Origin of the sequence: Flavobacterium ranwuense, from assembly GCF_004349315.1 — a bacterium.
Taxonomy (GTDB): domain Bacteria; phylum Bacteroidota; class Bacteroidia; order Flavobacteriales; family Flavobacteriaceae; genus Flavobacterium; species Flavobacterium ranwuense.
In genome coordinates this window covers 897959-919233 of sequence record NZ_SMLH01000001.1, presented here as the reverse complement: position 1 = coordinate 919233, position 21275 = coordinate 897959, and the positions used below count along the sequence as shown (strand labels likewise).

The window sequence follows — 21275 nt, the reverse complement described above, 5'->3', positions numbered from 1 at the left end:
TCATGGAAGAAAAAACAAGATGTAAATGGTGTGTTGGTATTGATATTTACGAGAAATACCATGATGAAGAATGGGGAGTTCCGGTTTATGAGGATCAAAAATTATTTGAATTCTTAATCTTAGAAACTTTCCAAGCAGGACTAAGTTGGATTACAATCCTTAAAAAGAGAGAAAACTTCAAAGTAGCTTTTGATGATTTTGACTATAAAAAGGTGGCTCTTTATACCGAAGATAAAATTCAGGAATTACTTCAAGACGCTGGAATCATCCGCAATCAATTAAAGGTTCGCGCTGCCGTTTCGAATGCCGTAGCCTTTATGAAAGTACAAGAGGAATTTGGTAGTTTTTCAAAATACATTTGGGGATTTACCGATGGAAAACCCATTCAAAACAACCGACAATCCTTAAAAGAAGTTCCTGCAACCACACCACTTTCTGATGCTATCAGTAAAGATTTGAAAAAACGCGGGTTTAAATTCGTAGGTTCTACAGTGGTTTATGCGCACATGCAAGCCACTGGAATGGTTGACGATCACGTAGCAGATTGCTGGAAAAAACAGTGACTTTTTAAAAACCAATAACAAAACAAGTTCTTAAAGTTTTGTTTTTTTTTCAAAATTCAAGAATCCGTATTAAATAATATCCTATTTTTGTTCCACACTTTAGGGGTGTCTACAAAATTGTAGGCTGAGAATTACCCTCTGAACCTGATCTAGTTCATACTAGCGTAGGGAAAAGTAAGATGACTTCCTTGTACATTTATGTACTCCTGTAGCCATTCCTAAAGTAGAGACGCACTGCATGCCTCTCTACAAATTAATTAAATTTAAAAAGGAATGGAGCTCAAAATCAACAATCAAACCAAACAATTTGCCCCTGACAGCCTTACTGTTCAGGCACTTCTTGACTTGGAAATTCCCATCAAACAAAACGGAATTGCCATAGCCATCAATAATACCGTTATTCCAAAATCCAACTGGAATTCCTATCCTATACAAGAAACCGACGATATTCTCATCATCTCTGCAACCCAAGGAGGATAGTTTGGCTGCTCGGGCGGGCTATCCATTTCAAGTCCGCAGTTGCAATCCTATAAAACATAGTCTTAGTCAAAGCTTCCTTGGGGTCGCTTCACTAATCCTTGTTTTATTTGGCCTTCAACTTTACGGGCTTTCCATTACTATCCCTAGCAGAATACAACACTCCTAAAATCATAAAATTCAAACAAATGAATAACGAAGAAAAAATCTCAAGAACTCCTTTCCCAAATTCTACAAAAATTTACGTAGACGGAACCATTCATCCCATAAAAGTAGCGATGCGCGAAATTGCATTGGCAGACACTAAATTATCCAACGGACGAATAGAAAAAAATCCTCCTGTAACCGTTTACGATACTTCCGGTCCATTCACCGACCCAAATATCGAAATTGACATTCGAAAAGGATTGCCACGCATCCGTGAACAATGGATTCTGGACCGCAATGATGTCGAAGAATTGACTGAAATCTCTTCTGAATATGGGAAAAAACGTTTGAATGACGAAAAACTAAACAAATTGCGTTTTGAATATTTACACAAACCCATGCGTGCCAAAAAAGGAGCCAATGTATCCCAATTGTATTATGCAAAACAGGGAATTATCACTCCCGAAATGGAATACATTGCCATTCGTGAAAACCAACGCTTGGAGTTGATAAATGAACAAACCAAGGCGATGCAATGCCAACACGGCGGAAACAGTTTTGGAGCCAACACTCCAAAATCCAAGATCACACCTGAATTTGTCCGCAGCGAAGTAGCCAGAGGCCGCGCCATTATTCCAAATAATATTAACCATCCCGAAAGCGAACCGATGATTGTGGGGCGCAACTTCTTGGTAAAAATTAATGCCAATATCGGGAACAGCGCTGTAACCTCAACTATCGAAGAAGAAGTAGAAAAAGCTGTTTGGGCCTGCCGTTGGGGAGCTGATACAATTATGGATTTATCTACAGGTAAAAATATTCACGAAACCAGAGAATGGATTATTCGAAATTCTCCCGTGCCTATTGGGACTGTACCTATTTACCAAGCTTTGGAAAAAGTAAATGGTGTTGCCGAAGATTTAACTTGGGAAGTGTATCGGGATACGTTAATCGAACAAGCGGAACAAGGCGTTTCCTATTTCACCATTCATGCCGGTGTTTTATTGCGTTACATCCATTTAACTGCGGAACGTGTTACCGGAATTGTTTCCCGTGGTGGTTCCATCATGGCAAAATGGTGCTTGTTTCACCACAAAGAAAACTTCCTTTACACCCATTTTGAGGATATTTGCGAAATCATGAAGCAATATGATGTTGCTTTTTCTTTAGGAGATGGCTTACGCCCAGGTTCTATTGCCGATGCGAATGATGCCGCCCAGTTTGCCGAATTGGAAACTCTTGGTGAACTGACAAAAGTAGCTTGGAAACACGATGTCCAAGTATTTATCGAAGGTCCCGGTCATGTACCGATGCACATGATTAAGGAAAACATGGAGAAACAATTGGAACATTGTGATGAAGCACCTTTTTACACTTTAGGCCCATTGACTACCGATATAGCACCAGGTTATGACCACATCACCTCAGCCATTGGTGCGGCAATGATTGGCTGGTACGGATGCGCGATGTTGTGTTATGTTACGCCAAAAGAACACCTTGGTTTACCCAACAAAAAGGACGTTAAAGACGGAGTAATTACATATAAGATTTCTGCACATGCAGCCGACTTAGCCAAAGGTCATCCGGGATCACAATATCGTGACAATGCGTTGAGCAAAGCGCGTTTTGAATTCCGTTGGGAAGACCAATTCAACTTGTCGTTAGATCCTGATACAGCCCGTGAATTCCACGATGAAACATTGCCTGCCGACGGAGCAAAAGTAGCTCATTTTTGTTCCATGTGTGGACCAAAATTTTGTTCTATGAAAATATCACAAGAAATTAGAGATGTTGCTGAAGCTGAAAAAGGCATGCAAGAGAAGTCGCAAGAGTTTATTGAACAAGGGAAAGAGATTTACAGTTAAAAAAGTTATGAGTTATGAGTTGCAAAACCGAAAATAAATGCTGTTTACCTAAACCATGATTATTATTTCAAATCCTATTTCCGTTCCAAACGAAATCAACGATATTCATTCGCTTTTTGCGGAAGGATTGATGTTGTTTCATGTTCGTAAACCTGATTTTTCGGAAGCGGAAATGAAAGCGTTTTTATCGGAAATAGGATTGGAATTTAGAAGTCAATTGGTTTTACATAGTCAGCATCATTTGGCGGAAGAATTTGGAATCAAGCGAATTCATTTTACTGAAAAAATGCGAAATGGAGTGATAAATACTCCTGCAAGGTTTTCAAAACCTAGTAGGTCTTCTGAAAATAAAATCTTTAATGAATTGAGAGAAAAGGGATTCCATCTATCAACTTCGGTTCATTCGATGGAAGACTTTAATACTTTGAATAATGTTTTTGAATATGCTTTTTTAAGTCCGGTTTTCGATAGTATTTCCAAACCTAATTATGCTTCAAAAACCAATCATTTCGAAGCGATAATACAAAGAACTAATTTCTCCACAAAACTGGTGGCGTTAGGCGGAATCTCCCCTGATAACATTCAGCAAACATTGAAATATGGTTTCGACAAAGCAGCCCTTTTAGGAACCATTTGGAACAGCAACAACCCAATAGAAAATTTCAAAATATGTCAACAAATCGCCCATTCGTTTTAACAATAGCCGGTTTCGATTCCTCGGGAGGTGCAGGAATTTTAGCGGATGTAAAAACATTTGAACAACATCGTGTGTATGGTTTTGCTGTGAATACTGGTAATACTATTCAAACCGAAAATGTGTTCTACGAAATGCAATGGACCGACTTAAATTTTGTTTTGCGTTCCATACAAATGCTATTCAAGAACTATAGTATCAAAGCAGTAAAAATTGGCATTGTTCCTTCTTTGGACTATTTAAAAGAAATTGTTTATACCGTAAAAAGGCTTTCGCCAAAAACAAAAATCATCTGGGATACCGTTTTGAAATCCACTACCGAATTCGATTTTATAAACATCAAAAATCAAGCTTTTTTGATTGAAATATTGAAGGAAATTGATTTGATAACACCCAATTACAATGAGATTTTACAACTGTCTTCGGAAGAAATTAATGCAGAAACAATTGCAGAAATCCTTTCGGAATATTGCGCCGTTTTACTAAAAGGTGGCCATAATCCAGACGAATTTGGTGTTGATTATCTATATACAGGAAATAAAATTTTCAGGCTTACGCCAAAAGAAGCTTTAACATTCGAAAAACACGGTTCCGGCTGTGTATTATCATCAGCCATTACAGCCAATTTAGCTTTGGAACAGCATCTGAAAACTGCCTGTATTAATGCCAAAAATTATATAGAAACCTACTTACAATCTAACCAAACCAAATTAGGATACCATTATGTATAACAAATTACAATACATCTCACAGGGAAACACAGTCGAAGAACAATTGTATAATATCCATCAAGCACTGGACAATGGTTGTGATTGGATTCAAATGCGATTCAAAAACCAAAACGCTCTTGAAGTTTTTGCTTTGGCGGAAGCCGTGAAGTTTTTATGCGAAGAATATTTAGCGGTTTTTGTCATCAACGACAATGTCCATCTGGCACAGCAATTGAATGCTGATGGAGTCCATTTAGGTTTGAGTGATATGAATGTTGCAGAAGCCCGAGTACTTTTAGGAAAAACAAAAATCATTGGAGGAACTGCAAATACTTTTGATGATGTGCTCCAAAAAACAGCCGAAAATTGTGATTATATTGGTCTGGGTCCATTTCAATTTACAACTACCAAACAAAATTTAAGTCCGATTTTAGGACTTGAAGGCTACCGCACGATTATCGAAAAAATGAAAATGAAAAAGATTCAAATTCCCATTTATGCCATTGGAGGCATCACACTGGAAAATGTCAAAAGCTTAATGGAAACCGGAATTTATGGCATTGCCGTTTCTGGTTTGATTACACAAAGCGAAAAACCATCCCAACTTATCACGCAACTTAACGACAATTTATATGTTACCATTTAAAATAGGAGACAAAACCTTTCAATCCCGCTTGTTTTTAGGCACAGGAAAATTCGGTTCCAATCAACAGATGGAAGAAGCCATTTTAGCTTCGGGAAGCGAGTTAGTGACTGTAGCATTAAAACGTGTCGATTTAGAAACTGAAACGGATGCCATTTTAGCACATCTGAAACATCCACAAATTAATTTATTACCCAATACTTCCGGAGCACGAAATGCCAAAGAAGCCATTTTTGCGGCACAATTAGCCCGCGAAGCGTTGGAAACTAATTGGCTAAAACTGGAGATCCATCCTGATCCAAAATATTTAATGCCCGATGCTATCGAAACTTTAAAAGCTACGGAAGCATTAGCCAAATTAGGATTTATCGTTTTGCCCTACATACATGCGGATCCTGTTTTATGTAAACGACTGGAAGATGCAGGAACAGCCGCTGTCATGCCTTTGGGCTCCCCTATTGGAAGTAATAAAGGATTAAAAACCATCGATTTTTTAGAAATAATAATTGAACAGAGTAAAGTTCCCGTGATTATAGATGCCGGAATTGGCGCACCATCTGACGCGGCCAAAGCGATGGAACTTGGGGCTGATGCCGTTTTGGTAAACACAGCCATTGCTGTTGCCGGAAACCCAATATTGATGGCAGAAGCTTTCAGAGAAGCCGTTATTGCAGGTCGAAAAGCCTACGAAGCACAATTGGCTCAAAAAGTAAATCGTGCGATGGCTTCAAGTCCGCTGACGGCGTTTTTGTATAAATAGACCTCTACATTCCCAATCCCTTCAGGGTTTTAAACCTTGAAGGGGTTCCTTAATTAATAATCTAATTAAATGAAAACATTTAAATCGGTTTTTGAAAACTATGATTGGGACACCATTCAGTCCAAAATATACCAAACCACAACTCAAGAGGTAGAACGGGCATTGGCCAAAAGCAAACGGAACCTGGATGATTTCCTTGCATTGATTTCTCCGGCTGCTCAAACGTATTTGGAACAAATGGCACAGATGAGTCACGAACTGACCAAAAAACGCTTTGGAAAAACCATTCAGATGTATGCGCCTTTGTATTTGAGTAACGAATGTCAAAATATTTGTACCTATTGTGGTTTTAGTTTAGACAATAAAATCAAACGAAAAACCCTCAACGAAAGCGAAATCACATTAGAGGTAGAGGCCTTGAAAAAAGCAGGATTTGATCATGTTTTATTGGTAACAGGCGAAGCCAATTACACGGTAAACATTCATTATTTCCTAAAATCGATTGCCCAAATAAAAAATGATTTTTCTACCATTTCAGTCGAAGTGCAACCGCTATCTACTGAAGAATACAAGCAATTGCATAAAGCGGGTGTCTTTTCGGTTTTGGTATATCAGGAAACCTATCATCAGGAGGTTTATAAAAAGTATCACACAAAAGGTAAAAAATCAAATTTCGATTTTCGTTTGAAAACTCCTGATCGAATAGGAACTGCGGGTATTCATAAAATTGGATTGGGTGTTTTATTGGGATTGGAAGATTGGCGCACCGATAGTTTTTTTAACGCTTTGCATTTAGATTATTTGCAAAAAACCTATTGGCAAACCAAATATTCCGTCTCTTTCCCGAGATTGCGTCCCGCAGAAGGAATCATCGAGCCTAACTTTATTATGGACGACAAAGATTTAACGCAACTTATTTGTGCCTACCGCCTTTGGAATGAAGATTTAGAGATTTCTATTTCCACCCGTGAAAATGAAATTTTTAGAAATAATATAATCCCAATTGGAGTTACCAGCATGAGTGCAGGTTCAAAAACCAATCCCGGTGGTTATGTTGTCGATCCGCAATCCTTGGAGCAATTTGAAATTAGTGATGAGCGCTCGGCACACGAAATTGCAGAAATCATTGCAAATAAAGGATACGAACCCGTTTGGAAGGATTGGGATAAAATATACAGTCAAATGTCATAAAGTCTTAATGTCGAAAGAACTCAACTTACTTTTTTTATCTTCTTTTGACTTTTAACTTTATGACTTTCAACTTTAAGACTAAAAAAATGAGCATTATTCAAGATTATTTACGCTACAACCGCCAGATGATGTTACCGGAAATAGGTGATTCAGGACAAGAAAAACTCAAAAAAGCCAAAGTTTTGGTGATTGGCGCAGGTGGACTGGGTTGTCCTATTTTACAATATCTAACAACTGCTGGAGTGGGAACTATTGGAATTGTTGATTTTGATAAAATAGAATTACACAACCTGCACCGCCAAATTTTATATACGGAAGAACACATTGGTCAATCAAAAGCAATTACGGCAAAATCGGTTTTAGAAACTTTAAATCCGTTGATTCAGATTATTGCTTTGGAAGAAAAATTAACTGTTGAAAATACCGTACAAATCATCATGAATTTTGATCTCATTATTGATGGTTCAGATAATTTTGAAACTCGTTATCTGGTAAACGATACTTGCGTAAAACTAGGGAAATCATTGGTTTATGGCAGCATCTTAAAATTTGAAGGGCAAATGGCTGTTTTCAATCACAATGGAAGCAAAAATCTTCGTGACTTATTCCCAGAATCACCGAATCCAAAAGATGTCCCCAATTGCAATTTGAATGGAGTATTGGGTACGCTTCCAGGGATTATTGGCACAATGATGGCGCATGAAACTCTGAAACTGATTATGGATTTACCAACTTTAGAAAATGAATTGGTACTTTTTAATACTTCAGAGTGGCGTTTTACAAAATTGAAATTTTAGAACTATTTGCTTTTCAAAATTTCCATAAATTCTTCTCTATCAATTTCCATACAGCCTAAACTTTCAAGATGTGGATTATAAACTTGGCAATCCAACAGTTTATAATTAGCCTTTTTTAATTGGTTAACCAAAGCAATAAAAGCCACTTTTGAAGCATTTGAAACTTTGGAAAACATACTTTCACCACAGAAAACATGACCTAAATCGATCCCATACAAACCGCCCACCAACTCATCCTCTTGCCAGACTTCAACCGATTTTGCAACTCCTAATTTATGGAGTTTACAATAGGCTTCAATCATGTCATTGGTAATCCAAGTGCCGTTTTGACCATCGCGTTCTATGTTTTGGCAGTTTGAAATTACGTCCCTGAAATTCTGATTAAACGTAACCTTAAAAATATTTCTATTGAGAATGTTGCGCATGCTTTTTGAAACAATCAATTCATCCAAAAACAAAACCATTCTGGGATTTGGTGACCACCACATAATTGGTTCTCCATCTTCAAACCACGGAAAAATGCCGCTTTTATAAGCAAGTTGCAATCGTTCCGGAGACAAGTCACCTCCAACGGCAAGAATACCATCAGCATTGGCTTGGACAACAGGAGGAAAAAATAAAGGAATTGACAAATAATACATTCTTATAAAATAAAAACCCGACAGTGTTTTGAATACCTGTCGGGTTTGTTTTCACTATATCAATAGAAATTCAAATGATTAAAAAGGCAAATCGTCTGCTTCTTCTTCGTTTAAGTTTGTTGCTGGTGCAAATGCTTCAGTAGCCGGCATTGGGGGCATTTGCGCAGCCGAAGCAGCTTCAGCTTGCAATTTTCCTATTCTCCATCCTTGAATAGTATTAAAATAAACCGTTTCCCCTTGAGGATTTGTCCATTCTCTACCTCTTAAATTAATATCAATTTTCACAGCTTCTCCTACTTGAAAACCGTTCAATAAGTCACATTTATCCTGAACAAACTGAACTAGAATATGTTGTGGATACTGCTCATCAGTTGTAACAACAACATCTCTTTTTTTGAAACCTCCAGATCCAACTTCTTTAGTTTGATCGATCATTTTAATTTTTCCTGTAACTTCCATCTTCTATGTTTTAATTGTTTTGCTCTCTTTTTTTCTTTCCGCTAAAAGCACCTTCCATGCTGAAAACACGTCATTAGCATTTAAATATTTTTTAGCTTCCATATGCACTTTTTCGGCATCATCGGAACTTAAAACTCCTTTTACTGCGAAATTTTCTTTTACAAATATACTAACTTCTTCCATTGTAGGCAAGGCTTCAATATTACCCAACATTCCTAAATCATTCCCATCAAAAACAGGACTTTCTTTTATAAAATCTGGAATCACATCTACCCCAATTCCTAATGTGGATAATGGCTTTGGGACTTCAAAAAGACCTTGATTCGATCTGGAATACCAATTACCTCCTAATCTGGAAACCAAATCTATTTTATGTTGGTCAATCGTTCCATTTTCGTCTAAAATAGATTCGTCAATATGAATGCGCAACACTTCACAAAGCACTAAATTCCCGGCTCCTCCTTCCGTTCCCAACGGAATAATCTGAGTCACTTTGCATTCAAATTGAACTGGTGATTCTTTTACTCTAAAAGGTTTTACCACCTCCGAAGCAATTGGCGTCAAGCCAGATTTTATAAACTCATCTACTCCATCAGCATATTCTGTACTAGCCAAAGAAGTCTGCTGTACGATAGCATAATTCACCACATTAATAACTACTTCCCGAGTCGCTTCGGCATTGATTAAAGTGTGTTTTGTCGAATTATCACGAACGCGTCTTGCAGGGGAAAATATCAGAATCGGAGGATTAGCACTGAACACGTTAAAGAAACTAAAAGGAGATAAATTTGGATTTCCCTTAGCATCCATAGTACTGGCAAAGGCAATAGGTCTAGGCCCAACGGAACTTTGCAAATACCCTTGCAATTTTGCTGTTTCAATACTTTTAGGATCAATAGTAATCATACGTTTTTAATTTATTGCTGAAAGATACAAAAGTAGACAAATGAATTAAGTTTAAGAAGTAGTAACCCAAATTAGAATAAAATAAAGGCTTGATTTTTTCAAAAAAAATTCTTTCTCTAAAACTAAAATACAAAAGCATTTATTTCGTTATATTTATACCTCTAAATTATATTTATGCAGTTTTCTGAAAGAAGAAATACAACTCGTTGGGTTATTATTTTTGCCTCCTTTTTAATCATTTCATTAATTCTCTGGAACACTTATACGTTTTTTCAAATCTTCAAAAATGAAGAACGATTAAAAATGAACCTTTGGGCAAATGCACAAAAGACACTCAAAAATGCCGGAGAAAATACGGATGTGGAACTTCCTCTTCAGATTTTCAGTAACAACACCTCTATTCCTATTATACTTACAGAAAATGACAGCATCATAAACACCGTAAACATTGACGATGCTATTGTAAAGAATGACAGTAAAGCTAAAGATTTCTTATCCGATCTAAAAAGTGAAAATGACCCTATTATAATTGAATATGTACCTGGGAAATTTCAATATTTATATTACGGAAATTCTTCATTACTTAACAAGCTAAAATACTATCCTGTTGCCTTATTGTTAATCATTGTGCTTTTTGGAGCGCTCGTCTACAATTTTTACAGAAGCACCAAAATGGCGACGCAAAACAAGCTTTGGGCGGGAATGGCAAAAGAAACCGCACACCAGATAGGAACACCGCTTTCTTCATTGATTGGCTGGGTCGAACTCTTGAAATCCGAAAATGTGGATGAAAGCACCACTTTCGAAATTGAAAAAGACATTGAGCGTTTACAAACCATAACCGATCGTTTTTCGAAAATAGGATCTGAACCAAAATTAGAGAATAAAGACATCGTAACAGAAACCTTTCAATCCTATGACTATTTACAATCCCGATTTTCGAAACAAATTGAGTTTTCGTTTAAAGCGCCAAAATCTCCTATAATTGTTTCTTTGAATCCTACTTTACACAGTTGGACCATTGAAAATCTCGTAAAAAACGCCATTGATGCTATGAAAGGAAAAGGACAATTAGCGCTGGAAATAGAGCAAGAAGGTGATTCAGTAAAAATAAACGTTTCCGATTCCGGAGGTGGTATTCAAAAAAAACAATTCAAAACCATCTTTGAACCCGGATTTACTACTAAAAAACGCGGTTGGGGATTGGGTCTTTCGCTAACCAAAAGAATCGTGGAAGAATACCATAAAGGAACCATAAAAGTGTTAAATTCCGAAATTGGAAAAGGAACAACTATGCAAGTCAGTTTTAAAAAAAGTAATTTAGTTTAACGAACTCCAAACCGAGACACTTTAAAAAACATCGTTTTTCTGACTATTTTAGACTTACTCAAATAGTTTTGCACAAACAAAGCGTGTTCTTCGGCTTGCGCCAAAGCTTTACTTATCGATTTTTTAATCGAAACCACATTAGCTGTATTCTCATTGCCAACTGAACCAACGCTGTAAATTTCGTTTTGACATTTAGCCAGTTTACTTATTGGTGTTTCAATCATATTACTAATTTCATCATCTGATAAAGTAGGGTTAAACTTATTGTTTCTATAATGAATAAAATCATTCAATAACACAACCGCCTCATTCATTTCATTCACAATAGAATTTAACTTCTCTATATTGGTATTTTGTCGCAAATAGATCAACTGTTTCTTTTTTCCTACGTAACGCTCCAGAATCATAGCATTTTTCAACCCATTTTTCTCTATTCTTTCTGCCGAAGCAAATAATTGATCCCCTTCAGGCAAGGCATTGTATTTGGTAATTTCTTTCTCAAAATCGAAGTATTTCTTGGCTTTGTTGATTTGAATTTTTCCTTGATAAAACTCAGCATTAGTAACAGGATAATTCGAAAATTGCCATAAATAATCAAATGGAATGTGGGATGCAATTATTTTAGCAGGCTCAGCCTTAAAATAATAGTTGTTTATTTTTTTAGAAAATCTCCCATTATTGACATAACCAGAACCCCAAGTTGGATCAAATATATACCACTTTTTATCAATTTTTGCAGCCGTCCAAGCGTGAGCTAAGTCATCTACTTTTCCGTTTTGCTTTGTATACCCATCAATTATATAGGATTGGATTCCTATTTTTTGCGAGAGCTCATTGAAAACGACTGCATAATGAATACAAACACCCTTTTTAGTTTTTAAGGTCTTTGTGATTTTTTCCTGTACCGTTTCATTGAAATTTACAGCATACATATTTGCGATATCATAACTGACATTGGATGCGGTCCAGTAAAAAACAGCTCTGATTTTATCCGTTTCTGTTTTGAAATTAGCATTAATATATTTGGCAATCGCTTCGGTAGAAGTTGCTGAATTAGGGGGGATAGCAGCCATTTTAGCATCAACCAAAGGATATCCGGTATTGACCTGTCCAAAACTTAAAAGCGAGAAAAAGAAAAAAAGTACTAAATAAATATTTTTCATAGTATATAATTTAGGCTCAAAAAATTAAAAGGGGATAGGTTTTCACCTATCCCCTTTCTAAACTAAAACCATACCAATTTTATTTATGCAACTATTATAAATTGGTTTTAATACTTTCTGCTAAAGCTTCAAATTCATCTTTGGACAATGATACTTTATTTTGAAACCGCATTTCATCCATTTCATTCAAAGGGATCAAATGAACGTGCGCATGAGGAACTTCAAGCCCAATTACCGCCATTCCGATTCTTTTGCACGGAACCGTTTTTTCAAGAGCAACCGCTATTTTTTTAGAAAACTGCATGAGTCCGATATACAAATCGTCTTCTATGTCAAAAATCTTATTTATTTCTTGTTTCGGAATACAAAGCGTGTGTCCTTTTGCATTTGGATTTACATCCAAAAAAGCCAGGAAATTTTCATCTTCAGCGATTTTGTAACTCGGGATTTCTCCGTTTATGATTTTTGTAAATATACTGCTCATAAGAAAGACTTTAAGAAAATAGATTGACATTTTTTTATAAGTGTCTAAAAAACTGAATTACATCGTGTGATTGCTTCGTTCCTCGCAATGACTTTAATCACGAGATATTTCTAAAATTTCAAATTTCAACACACCATTAGGTACTGTGATTTCTGCAACTTCGCCCACTGATTTTCCTAGTAACCCTTTGCCAATTGGTGAGGTTACGGAGATTTTACCAGTTTTTAAGTCGGCTTCACTTTCAGCTACCAGTGTGTATTTCATTTCCATTCCATTGGCTTGATTCTTGATTTTCACATTCGACAAAACCAATACTTTAGAAAGATCTAAATGAGATTCATCAATTAATCTGGCGTTAGAATGTACTTCTTCCATTTTAGCAATACGCATTTCGAGCATTCCTTGCGCTTCTTTAGCAGCATCGTATTCAGCATTCTCAGAAAGGTCGCCTTTATCTCTCGCTTCGGCTATATCTGCAGATGCTTTTGGACGCATTACGCTTTTTAAATAATCTAATTCTTCTCTTAATTTCTTTAACCCTTCTGCGGTGTAATACGATACTGTACTCATAACTTCATCATTTATATAAATAGAAAAAATCCCATCAGGACGGGATTTCTTTCCACAAAGATACTATTATTTTTTTTTCGTCTATAAATATATGTTAATCATATATAATTCAAAGTTAAATAAATTAAATTTGTTTCGCTAATACTTTGACACTATTTTAAAATGAAAAAATACCTGCTGCTTTCCGTTATAATTCCTTTCTTTTTTTCGTGTAGTGATTCAGGTTTTGATAATACAAATCCATTTGTCCCTAATTATACTTTTACGGTAGATATTAATATGAATCTGCCGGCGTATTCGAATCTTAAATATACGAGCAATGCTATTTATTATCCCGGAGTAGGCGCACGTGGCATTATTGTATTTAATACCGGCAGTGGTTACAATGCTTTTGATGCTGCTTGTCCCAATCAAGCTATAAGTTCCTGTTCTACCATGACCATAAATGGGATAAATGCTGTTTGTGGATGTGACAGTAAAGAATACAGTTTATTTACCGGACAGGGAACTTTACAATATCCGATGAAGCAATATCGAGTTCAAGTAAACGGAACGGTTCTTCGAGTTTATAATTAAACTTTTTAAACATAGATTCAATTTTGTTTACTTGTATTTTCTTTAATTTGTTCACATTATATTTTCTTTAAAAGCATTTAATTGATTCGAATTCTCATTCAAATTATGATACATTTTATGGAATATTTCATTTAGTGGTAAGCTCTCAGCCATTTTTTTAAAATTTCTTTCAAAACTTGTAAAAAAAAATCCGAAACGTATTTAAACTTTTCGGATTTTTTGAAATGATGAAAAAGCTCTTATTTTAAGAGAGAAATGTTAAATTCCTGAGTTAAAATTTCGAACTATTTTTTTTCTCAAAAGTATATCTAATACCAAAAAGGCTTCTAATAGCAACATCATCTTCAATACTTAATTCAGGTGCTAATTCAAAAATAATTGCTATTTTTTTAAAATCTTTTATTGGAAAAATTTCTAATACTGTTGGAATTACAAATGAATTCACTTGATCAGGACTACTAAACGGACTAAGATTAATTCCTAATCCAATTGAGAATCTGTGGTATTCTTTGGTTTTAAAATTATAAAACACATTACCCTCTATTGGAATATCTTCCACATAATGGTTAGTGAAAATCTTCATTTCAAAACTTATCATCTTTTCTTTACTTGTATTTAATCCCAAAGCATAATTAGAATAGCCCGTCACAGCGATTTGCGAATAGCTTTCAAAACCAAGACATAACAAAATGACAATGAATATATGTTTGAAATTTTTCATTTTTAATACTGGTTTAAATTTATAATTAATTTTGGCGAACCATTGTAAATATAAAAATAAAAAAACGTTATTTAAAGAATTATCTTATTTAAATAGTAGAATTTAACAAGTTAAGGTTTATATTTACATATATAGCTATACTGTATTTTACCCTTTTAAATTTAATAGATTTAATTTTATCATTACCGTAAATACTAATCCCATCAATATTAATTGTACTTTTTTACAAAATTAAAAAACCATATTCTTCTTATAAAAATCTAAGAACCATATAAATAAATTTTCGAAGAAATTTACATCAAAAATTCTCAGTAAATCGCTATAACCAAAAAATCCTGACAGGTAAGCCATCAGGATTTTTCTCATTATAACTAAAGTGATATTCTAAAACTTCAATGTCAATCCGACAAGAAAATTAATTCCCGCTTGCGGATAATAATACGGATAAACATCATACATGTATCCATTAGAAACATATTTTTTATCTAAAAAGTTATTCACTAAACCCGTCAAAACAATCGATTTAAAAACCAATTTTGGTTTAAACTCATACGCAACGTTCAAATCATTCACAAAGTAATCGGCCAACTTTGCAGCCGGCAATTCGATATTATTCATGTATTGTTCCCCGACGAATTTTTGCAACCATGAAATATGAAGATTCTCCACTGGTGTATAGACCAAAATATTTCCTGCAATAATTGATGGTGAATATGCGATATCCGTAGTCCCATAATCCTGACCTTCTACCGCTAAATTGGTATTTTTATTAGCGCTCAAAGTAAAATTAGGACGAATAATCAATTGATTTGTCAACGCTATTGTAGCATCTACTTCTAGTCCTAAACGGTAGCTTTTTTCGCTATTGGAACGTATCGGAGCGCCTACATCATCCAGATTTCCAGTCAAAATCAATTGATCTTTATAGGCCATATAATACACATTCGAATTGAATTGTACTTTCTCAGCAACATATCTCCAACCCAATTCAAAGTCATTCAACTTTTCTGGCTTTACGTTTCCACCTTCATAATCGGTTCTGTTTGGTTCTCTGTTAGCTCTGGCATAGGAAAAATACAAAGCATTATGAGCATTAATGTCATATGTCAATCCTGTCTTTGGATTAAAAAAATCAAACGTGTCATCTACTACATTGGCCTGAACGCCATTGGCTTTATAATTAACCGTACGGTATTGTAAATCTCCAAATAAACTTAATTGCTCTGTGATTTGGTAATTGGCTTTGGCAAAAACAGTTCCATCCGTTTTGACGGCATAATCATCATAATAACGATCTCCTAATTCGCTCTGCGAAGCAAATCGTGCCCAAATAACTTTTCCGAAGTGGCTGCCTTCATACTTATTCCATCCGCCACCAAAAATTACATCCAGTTTGTCTTTCTTGTAATTTGCAGAAAATGTCGTTCCATAAAAGTCATTATCCAACCATTTTTGACGAATCAAATCAGTTGCTGTTACAACACCAACTGGCTGTAATCCATAATCTGCTAAATCAGCATCTTCTTTATAATTTTCATAGAATCCTTTTCCTTTAGTATAATGAAAGGCTAAATTAGTACTCCAGTTTTCCGATATTTTTTCGTTCCAATGCAGTTGAGAGTGATCTTGTTGGTAATTATCAGTTTCATTGTCATAAAAACGATCATTTCCTTGTTCATCAGTAAAAGCTCCTGCTGAATTAAACGTTCGGTCATTGTTCAGCGTTTCGCCATCAATTCCGTTCCATGATTGATACGTTTTTTCAGTCCCTCCAAAAACTAAGGCTTTGATCAACGTTGTTTTCCCCACATATGTTCCTTGAAGAAAATAGGATTTTAAATCAGAGGCTCCACGATCCACGTATCCATCCGAATTTAAAGCGGACAAACGTCCCGCAATTTCGAAATGATCATTCATCAAACCCGTACTGAATTTTACCGTGTGTTTTCGAGTATTGAAACTTCCAAAAGAGTTCGAGATTTCTCCCGTGCTTTCTTTGGCAAAATTATCAGTAAGCATATTTAAACTGGCACCGAAAGCTCCTGCTCCATTAGTAGAAGTTCCTACTCCGCGTTGCAATTGTAAACTCTCCAGCGATGAGGCAAAATCTGGCATATTTACCCAATAGGTTCCATGGCTTTCAGAATCATTGTACGGAATTCCGTTGATAGTAACATTCACTCTTGTTGCATCGCTACCACGAACCCGAATTCCAGTATATCCTACTCCATTGCCCGCATCAGAAGTTGTGACAACTGACGGTAAATAATTCATCAAAACAGGAATGTCTTGTCCTAAATTTCGGAATTTGATTTCCTTTTTGTCCAAATTGCTAAAACTGACCGGTGTTTTTGTTGTAACACGAACTGCCGAAACCAAGACTTCATCGAGTTGGTTTACTTTAGTGGTGTCTTTGACCTGAGAAAAAGAGACAAAAGATGAGAGAAGAAAGACCGAAGACATATAATATGTCAGATTCTTGAACTTTGGGACTAAAATAGTATTCATCCGTAAAAAATTTACGAATAAAAGGGGGAATTATTCTGTTGTTAAATTAAAAAATGATTGTTTCCTATGACAAATTAAAGTAGCTTACACGCTATTTTTGTCATTTTTTCCCTTGACAACATTACTTGTCCAGGTTCTTTGGGTATAATCTCAGCTCGTTATTTAGAGCACCCCTTTGAGACGGGACAAAACTAATTATAAATTGTGAATTATGAATTATGAATTGCAATAAATTAATAATCGGGTTTCCTGCGTGTCTTTTTAATTTCAGAAATATTCTTTTTGTCCTTTATTCGCTTTCGAATAACTGACTTCGGAATTTTAGTCCGTTTTCGTTCTTTAGGAATAAGCAACGCATTTTTGATAAGTTCCAAAAATCGTTTGATTACAATTTCTTTGTTTCTAAATTGACTTCGATCTTCATCACAATTCAATATTAAAACAGAATCAGTGGTCAGTCTGGAAGACAATTTGGTTTCAATCAAAAGCTTTTCTTCCTCAGTTAAAGCCTGAGAATTTTTCAAATCAAAAGTCAATACCACTTTTGAAGAAACTTTATTTACATTTTGACCACCGGCTCCACTACTGCGGACGGCTTTAAAACTTAACTCAGATATGATTTTTTCGTTTTCCAAATTATTACGGCTGATGCGCTGGTTTTAATAAATCATTTACTGTTTTTACCGGATTAAAAGTAATCAAAGGCACTTGAACAAATACGGTAATCCAGTTTGCCATAGCACCATTCCATAACCCCGGTAATTCATATGCTTTTATATCTCTTCCAGAAGTAGTTTTCTCTACTATAAAACCACTATTATGATCTACAAACTGAGTCAGGTCAAACTTCTCTTTTTTATAATTTTTGATTCCGCAAACTAAATCCACGGGATTGAAATGAGTCGATGCATTCAGTATTTCCCTTTGATTGTCATCCAACAAATCTACTTGGGAGCTTTCAACAATTTGTAACGAAATTGAACCTTTTTTATCTTTTATCCAAAAAGGACCACCTCCGGCTTCACCCTCGTTTTTTACCATTCCGCAAACTCTGATAGGTTTATTTAAAATAGCTTTGATTTCGGTTATTTTATTTTCAAAACTAAGTTTGTAAAAACTGTCCTGAATTTTAATGTTTAATTTTTCCTCCAAAAAAAGTAAAATTTCCTCACTTTCCTCTTGTTGAATTTCTTCAGCATCAATTGCATGTAAATACTTAAACACTTGCTGTTGTGATTCTATTAAAATTCCTGCCAATGCTTTTTTATACAAAGCGATTTTTTGAATATTATTTTGAATAACATTGTCGATATTTTTTATAAAAATAATATCGGCATCGAGATTATTCAAATTTTCTATCAAAGCTCCATGGCCTCCAGGTCTAAAAAACAACTCTCCATTTTCATCTCTAAAGGGGTTGTTTTCCACATCTACTGTAATCGTGTCTGTACTCTTATTTTGATACGAATAATCAACATATATTGAAGTGCCGGATTTCTTTTCTATTTTATTTTTAATGCTATCAATAACACTTTCAAATTGCTTTTGATGAGATTCAGAAACCGTAAAATGCATATTTGAATTTGCATAATGAACACATTCATTCAAATGCTCTTCAACTGGAGTCGCAATGTGTGTTTTGTATTTATGAAAAGGTAGAATTGCTTTTGGTTTATTGGAAAAATCAAAATAATCAGAAGCCAGAAGCAATTTTATAAAGTAATAATTTTTATAACTGCTGTCTAAAGAATCAAAATCAGCAAACTCCTCTTTAAGTTGCTTATCAATTGCTTCAAAAAAAGGAAATTTCTCCATGCCAACTATAAAAATAGATAATTCTGTATCTTTTTTTCTGTTTATGTAGGCGTTGATGCTTTCGTTTTCAATATCAAAATCCTTCAAAAAAGCAATTAAAAACTTGAACATTCTACTTGCCGCTCCAGATGCAGGAACAAATTTCTCTAGTTTAAAACTGGATTTATTTTCATCAAAATAATCTGCTTTTTGACGAAAATCATTTTCTGATAATTTTAAAATACCATTAAATAAAGTTGCCGGACCAACCAGATTACTCCTTGTTATTCCGTTTCTAAAAAAGCTAAGCTGTTCCTGAATGTTTTTTAACGGAACACCTTTTTCATAAATCTGAACAAAATCAAGAGAAGAAAGTCCCATTTCTTTAGCTTTTGACAAATCATTGATAATAGCAACTGCTTTCTTGAGTCGTAATTTTTTATCTCCTGAAAGAATTACAAATGGTTTTTTATTATCAATTAAGGATTGCTTGAAAATTGCAAATACCGATTCTCTTTCTTCTGGACGATCTCTTAAATCATCTTTTTCCCATGGAACGTCAATATCCGTAAGAAAAAACAAATCGTATTCATGTTTGCGAGCCGCTTGATCTAATAATGGATCACAATAATCATAATACATTTCCGAAAAAACTTTGGTTACCAATAAATTAGTATCACAAAAAAGATATTTATTGGCAATTAAAGCGCTTTCATTTTCTAATTTGGTTTGCCCTAAAGCAATAGGAAGCATGTCGTCAACATCGCAAATTTGCTGGCTTGCATCCCATTTTTCTTGCAGATAATCGCGTGCATATTCAGGAACCCATTCGGTTTTATAATATTCCGCAAGTTGTTTTGCTAATGTGGTTTTTCCGGTACTTTCGGGACCAAATAAAGCTATTTTAATTATTTTTGTAGCTCCGTTTGAGAGCTGTCTGAGATTTTCTTCCATTCTAAATAGCCAAAAATGGCAACTATTGTAAATACTACGTATTGAAAACTTGTAAAAGTAAATCCTTTTGAAAAATATAATGGAATTGAAATTACATCTCCTATAATCCAAAGTATCCAATTTTCTACTTTCCTTTTGGCCATGAGCCACATTCCTACAAAGAAAATTCCTGTGATAAATGTATCAACATAAGCATACCATGTGGTGAATTTTCCGAAATAATGATACACCGAAACCACAAAAGCGACCGTAAATATAAAAAGAATTATCGCAATTCGTTTTTCTGAACTTGAAATTTTTGAAATTGGAAACTCAACCGTGTCATCTTTTTTTCTGGTCCAATGGTACCAACCATAAATACTCATCACAAAATAATACCCATTAATCATCATATCGCCCCATAAAGTCCACTTCCAAAGCAAATAAACAAATATTAAAGTACTTACAATCCCTGTGGGAAACACTAAAATGTTATCTTTTTTAGCATACCAAACACTTGCCAATCCAAAAACGACCGCCACAATTTCCAGAACGATATCTAATGTTGGGTAATCTGCATATTGAGAAAAAAAGTATTCTATCATTAGAAAAAATTAAATTATTTGTCAAAAAAATCATTATCGTTTTCAAAAGCAGTTCCTATAATTACTAAATCGGCTCCGGCATGGTAAGCGTTTTGAATTCCTTGCAAATCTATAATTCCGCCGCCAACAAGTAATGGAATTTCAATATTCTGAGAAACTAATTCAATCATTTCTAACGGAACAGCTTGTTTTGCGCCACTTCCCGCTTCGAGATAAATCAACTTATTGCCTAACATTTCGCCGGCTTGAGCTGTTGCCAATGCCAAATCCAGATTATTCCTATCCAAAGGCTTGGTTTTGCTAATGCGTTCTACCGCAGTTTCATTGCTACTTTCTATCAAAATATATCCAGTGGAGATAATTTCGAGTTGGGTTTTCTTTAAAATGGGTGCCGCTTTTACTTGGTGTTCGATTAAATAATCGGGATTTCTTCCTGAGATTAAAGATAGAAACAAAATCGCATCGGCTTTGTTTGATATTTGGGATGGATTTCCCGGGAATAAAACGATAGATAATGTGCTGTTTTTTTTTATTTCTATAATTAATCTGTCTAAGATGTTATTTTCTACCAAGCTTCCGCCAATGAAAATATGAGTTGCCGGCGATTGATTGATTTTCGAGATTAAATCCCCAAGATTTTCCCAGACGATTTTGTCGGGATCGAGGAGAATTGCCAGTAATTTTTGGTTATTGGTTTTGGCTTTTAAAATGTTGTTATAAATGTTTGTCATTTTTGGCA

The 21275-nt window shown here is 35.0% G+C and carries 23 protein-coding genes and 1 riboswitch; of the genes, 11 read left to right on the top strand and 12 right to left on the bottom strand.

The genetic code is table 11. The features are described 5' to 3' along the window. Positions 1-2: 2 nt before the first annotated feature. The 9 genes from E0I61_RS04015 to E0I61_RS03975 all read left to right on the top strand — a co-directional run bounded on the left by E0I61_RS04015 (position 3) and on the right by E0I61_RS03975 (position 7847). Positions 3-563, top strand: coding sequence for a DNA-3-methyladenine glycosylase I (locus E0I61_RS04015; protein WP_132069559.1), 561 nt, complete (start codon positions 3-5; stop codon positions 561-563). A 91-nt stretch (positions 564-654) separates the two neighbouring features. Then, a riboswitch (TPP riboswitch) is annotated at positions 655-751 on the top strand. A gap of 85 nt (positions 752-836) precedes the next feature. Then, positions 837-1043, top strand: a complete 207-nt coding sequence (gene thiS / locus E0I61_RS04010) for a sulfur carrier protein ThiS (protein WP_131990307.1) — start codon at positions 837-839, stop codon at positions 1041-1043. A 185-nt stretch (positions 1044-1228) separates the two neighbouring features. After that, entirely contained in the window at positions 1229-3052 is a 1824-nt protein-coding gene (gene thiC, locus E0I61_RS04005; protein ID WP_131990308.1) for a phosphomethylpyrimidine synthase ThiC, read from the top strand. Between the two features lie 55 nt (positions 3053-3107). Continuing rightward, entirely contained in the window at positions 3108-3749 is a 642-nt protein-coding gene (locus E0I61_RS04000; RefSeq protein WP_132069557.1) for a thiamine phosphate synthase, read from the top strand. Then, complete coding sequence (locus E0I61_RS03995) at positions 3722-4477, top strand: hydroxymethylpyrimidine/phosphomethylpyrimidine kinase (protein WP_132069555.1); 756 nt, start codon at positions 3722-3724, stop codon at positions 4475-4477. The genes E0I61_RS04000 and E0I61_RS03995 overlap by 28 nt, the downstream gene beginning before the upstream one ends. Continuing rightward, a complete protein-coding gene (locus tag E0I61_RS03990; RefSeq protein ID WP_132069553.1) occupies positions 4470-5102 on the top strand; it encodes a thiamine phosphate synthase in 633 nt (210 codons plus the stop codon). Before E0I61_RS03995 ends, E0I61_RS03990 begins: the two co-directional genes overlap by 8 nt. Next, the gene (locus E0I61_RS03985; RefSeq protein ID WP_132069551.1) at positions 5089-5859 is read left to right on the top strand and encodes a thiazole synthase; all 771 of its coding nucleotides are present in this window, start codon (positions 5089-5091) and stop codon (positions 5857-5859) included. Before E0I61_RS03990 ends, E0I61_RS03985 begins: the two co-directional genes overlap by 14 nt. 69 nt (positions 5860-5928) lie before the next feature. Continuing rightward, positions 5929-7050: a 2-iminoacetate synthase ThiH gene (gene thiH / locus E0I61_RS03980; protein ID WP_132069549.1), complete on the top strand. Its 1122-nt coding sequence runs from the start codon at positions 5929-5931 to the stop codon at positions 7048-7050. Positions 7051-7136: 86 nt separating this feature from the next. After that, a complete protein-coding gene (locus tag E0I61_RS03975; protein ID WP_132069547.1) occupies positions 7137-7847 on the top strand; it encodes a HesA/MoeB/ThiF family protein in 711 nt (236 codons plus the stop codon). A 2-nt stretch (positions 7848-7849) separates the two neighbouring features. Here E0I61_RS03975 and aat read toward each other — a convergent pair whose 3' ends face one another. The 3 genes from aat to E0I61_RS03960 all read right to left on the bottom strand — a co-directional run bounded on the left by aat (position 7850) and on the right by E0I61_RS03960 (position 9853). After that, positions 7850-8488, bottom strand: a complete 639-nt coding sequence (aat, locus tag E0I61_RS03970; RefSeq protein ID WP_132069545.1) for a leucyl/phenylalanyl-tRNA--protein transferase — start codon at positions 8486-8488, stop codon at positions 7850-7852. Between the two features lie 78 nt (positions 8489-8566). Next, complete coding sequence (locus E0I61_RS03965) at positions 8567-8947, bottom strand: DUF3127 domain-containing protein (protein WP_131990316.1); 381 nt, start codon at positions 8945-8947, stop codon at positions 8567-8569. Between the two features lie 3 nt (positions 8948-8950). Then, positions 8951-9853 (bottom strand): flavin reductase family protein, encoded by a 903-nt coding sequence (locus E0I61_RS03960; RefSeq protein ID WP_132069543.1) that lies wholly within the window; start codon positions 9851-9853, stop codon positions 8951-8953. A 174-nt stretch (positions 9854-10027) separates the two neighbouring features. Between E0I61_RS03960 and E0I61_RS03955 the strand changes: the two genes are divergently transcribed. Continuing rightward, entirely contained in the window at positions 10028-11182 is a 1155-nt protein-coding gene (locus E0I61_RS03955) for a sensor histidine kinase (RefSeq protein WP_132069541.1), read from the top strand. On the opposite strand, the gene E0I61_RS03950 is transcribed toward E0I61_RS03955, so the two are convergent. From E0I61_RS03950 to greA, 3 genes are all read right to left on the bottom strand, one after another. After that, positions 11179-12345 carry a transglutaminase domain-containing protein gene (locus E0I61_RS03950; RefSeq protein WP_132069539.1) on the bottom strand — a complete coding sequence of 389 codons (1167 nt, stop codon included), beginning with the start codon at positions 12343-12345 and terminating at the stop codon, positions 11179-11181. The two genes, E0I61_RS03955 and E0I61_RS03950, sit on opposite strands and share 4 nt — an antisense overlap. Before the next feature lie 94 nt (positions 12346-12439). Next, the gene (locus E0I61_RS03945; RefSeq protein WP_132069537.1) at positions 12440-12829 is read right to left on the bottom strand and encodes an HIT family protein; all 390 of its coding nucleotides are present in this window, start codon (positions 12827-12829) and stop codon (positions 12440-12442) included. 93 nt (positions 12830-12922) lie between these two features. Beyond that, positions 12923-13399: a transcription elongation factor GreA gene (gene greA, locus E0I61_RS03940; protein ID WP_131914926.1), complete on the bottom strand. Its 477-nt coding sequence runs from the start codon at positions 13397-13399 to the stop codon at positions 12923-12925. 162 nt (positions 13400-13561) lie between these two features. On the opposite strand from greA, the gene E0I61_RS03935 reads away from it, so the two are divergent. Then, a complete protein-coding gene (locus tag E0I61_RS03935; protein ID WP_132069535.1) occupies positions 13562-13975 on the top strand; it encodes a Rieske (2Fe-2S) protein in 414 nt (137 codons plus the stop codon). A 271-nt stretch (positions 13976-14246) separates the two neighbouring features. On the opposite strand, the gene E0I61_RS03930 is transcribed toward E0I61_RS03935, so the two are convergent. The 6 genes from E0I61_RS03930 to E0I61_RS03905 form a co-directional block, all read right to left on the bottom strand. Then, positions 14247-14696, bottom strand: coding sequence for a hypothetical protein (locus E0I61_RS03930; RefSeq protein ID WP_132069533.1), 450 nt, complete (start codon positions 14694-14696; stop codon positions 14247-14249). A gap of 384 nt (positions 14697-15080) precedes the next feature. Beyond that, complete coding sequence (locus tag E0I61_RS03925) at positions 15081-17204, bottom strand: TonB-dependent receptor (RefSeq protein ID WP_132069531.1); 2124 nt, start codon at positions 17202-17204, stop codon at positions 15081-15083. Between the two features lie 233 nt (positions 17205-17437). Continuing rightward, positions 17438-17839: an alternative ribosome rescue aminoacyl-tRNA hydrolase ArfB gene (gene arfB, locus E0I61_RS03920; protein ID WP_132069528.1), complete on the bottom strand. Its 402-nt coding sequence runs from the start codon at positions 17837-17839 to the stop codon at positions 17438-17440. Positions 17840-17843: 4 nt separating this feature from the next. Then, positions 17844-19952: a DUF4301 family protein gene (locus tag E0I61_RS03915; RefSeq protein ID WP_131990326.1), complete on the bottom strand. Its 2109-nt coding sequence runs from the start codon at positions 19950-19952 to the stop codon at positions 17844-17846. Continuing rightward, the gene (gene pnuC, locus E0I61_RS03910; protein WP_131990327.1) at positions 19907-20536 is read right to left on the bottom strand and encodes a nicotinamide riboside transporter PnuC; all 630 of its coding nucleotides are present in this window, start codon (positions 20534-20536) and stop codon (positions 19907-19909) included. Before pnuC ends, E0I61_RS03915 begins: the two co-directional genes overlap by 46 nt. Positions 20537-20550: 14 nt before the next feature. Further along, positions 20551-21267: a geranylgeranylglyceryl/heptaprenylglyceryl phosphate synthase gene (locus tag E0I61_RS03905; RefSeq protein WP_131990328.1), complete on the bottom strand. Its 717-nt coding sequence runs from the start codon at positions 21265-21267 to the stop codon at positions 20551-20553. Positions 21268-21275 lie beyond the last annotated feature (8 nt).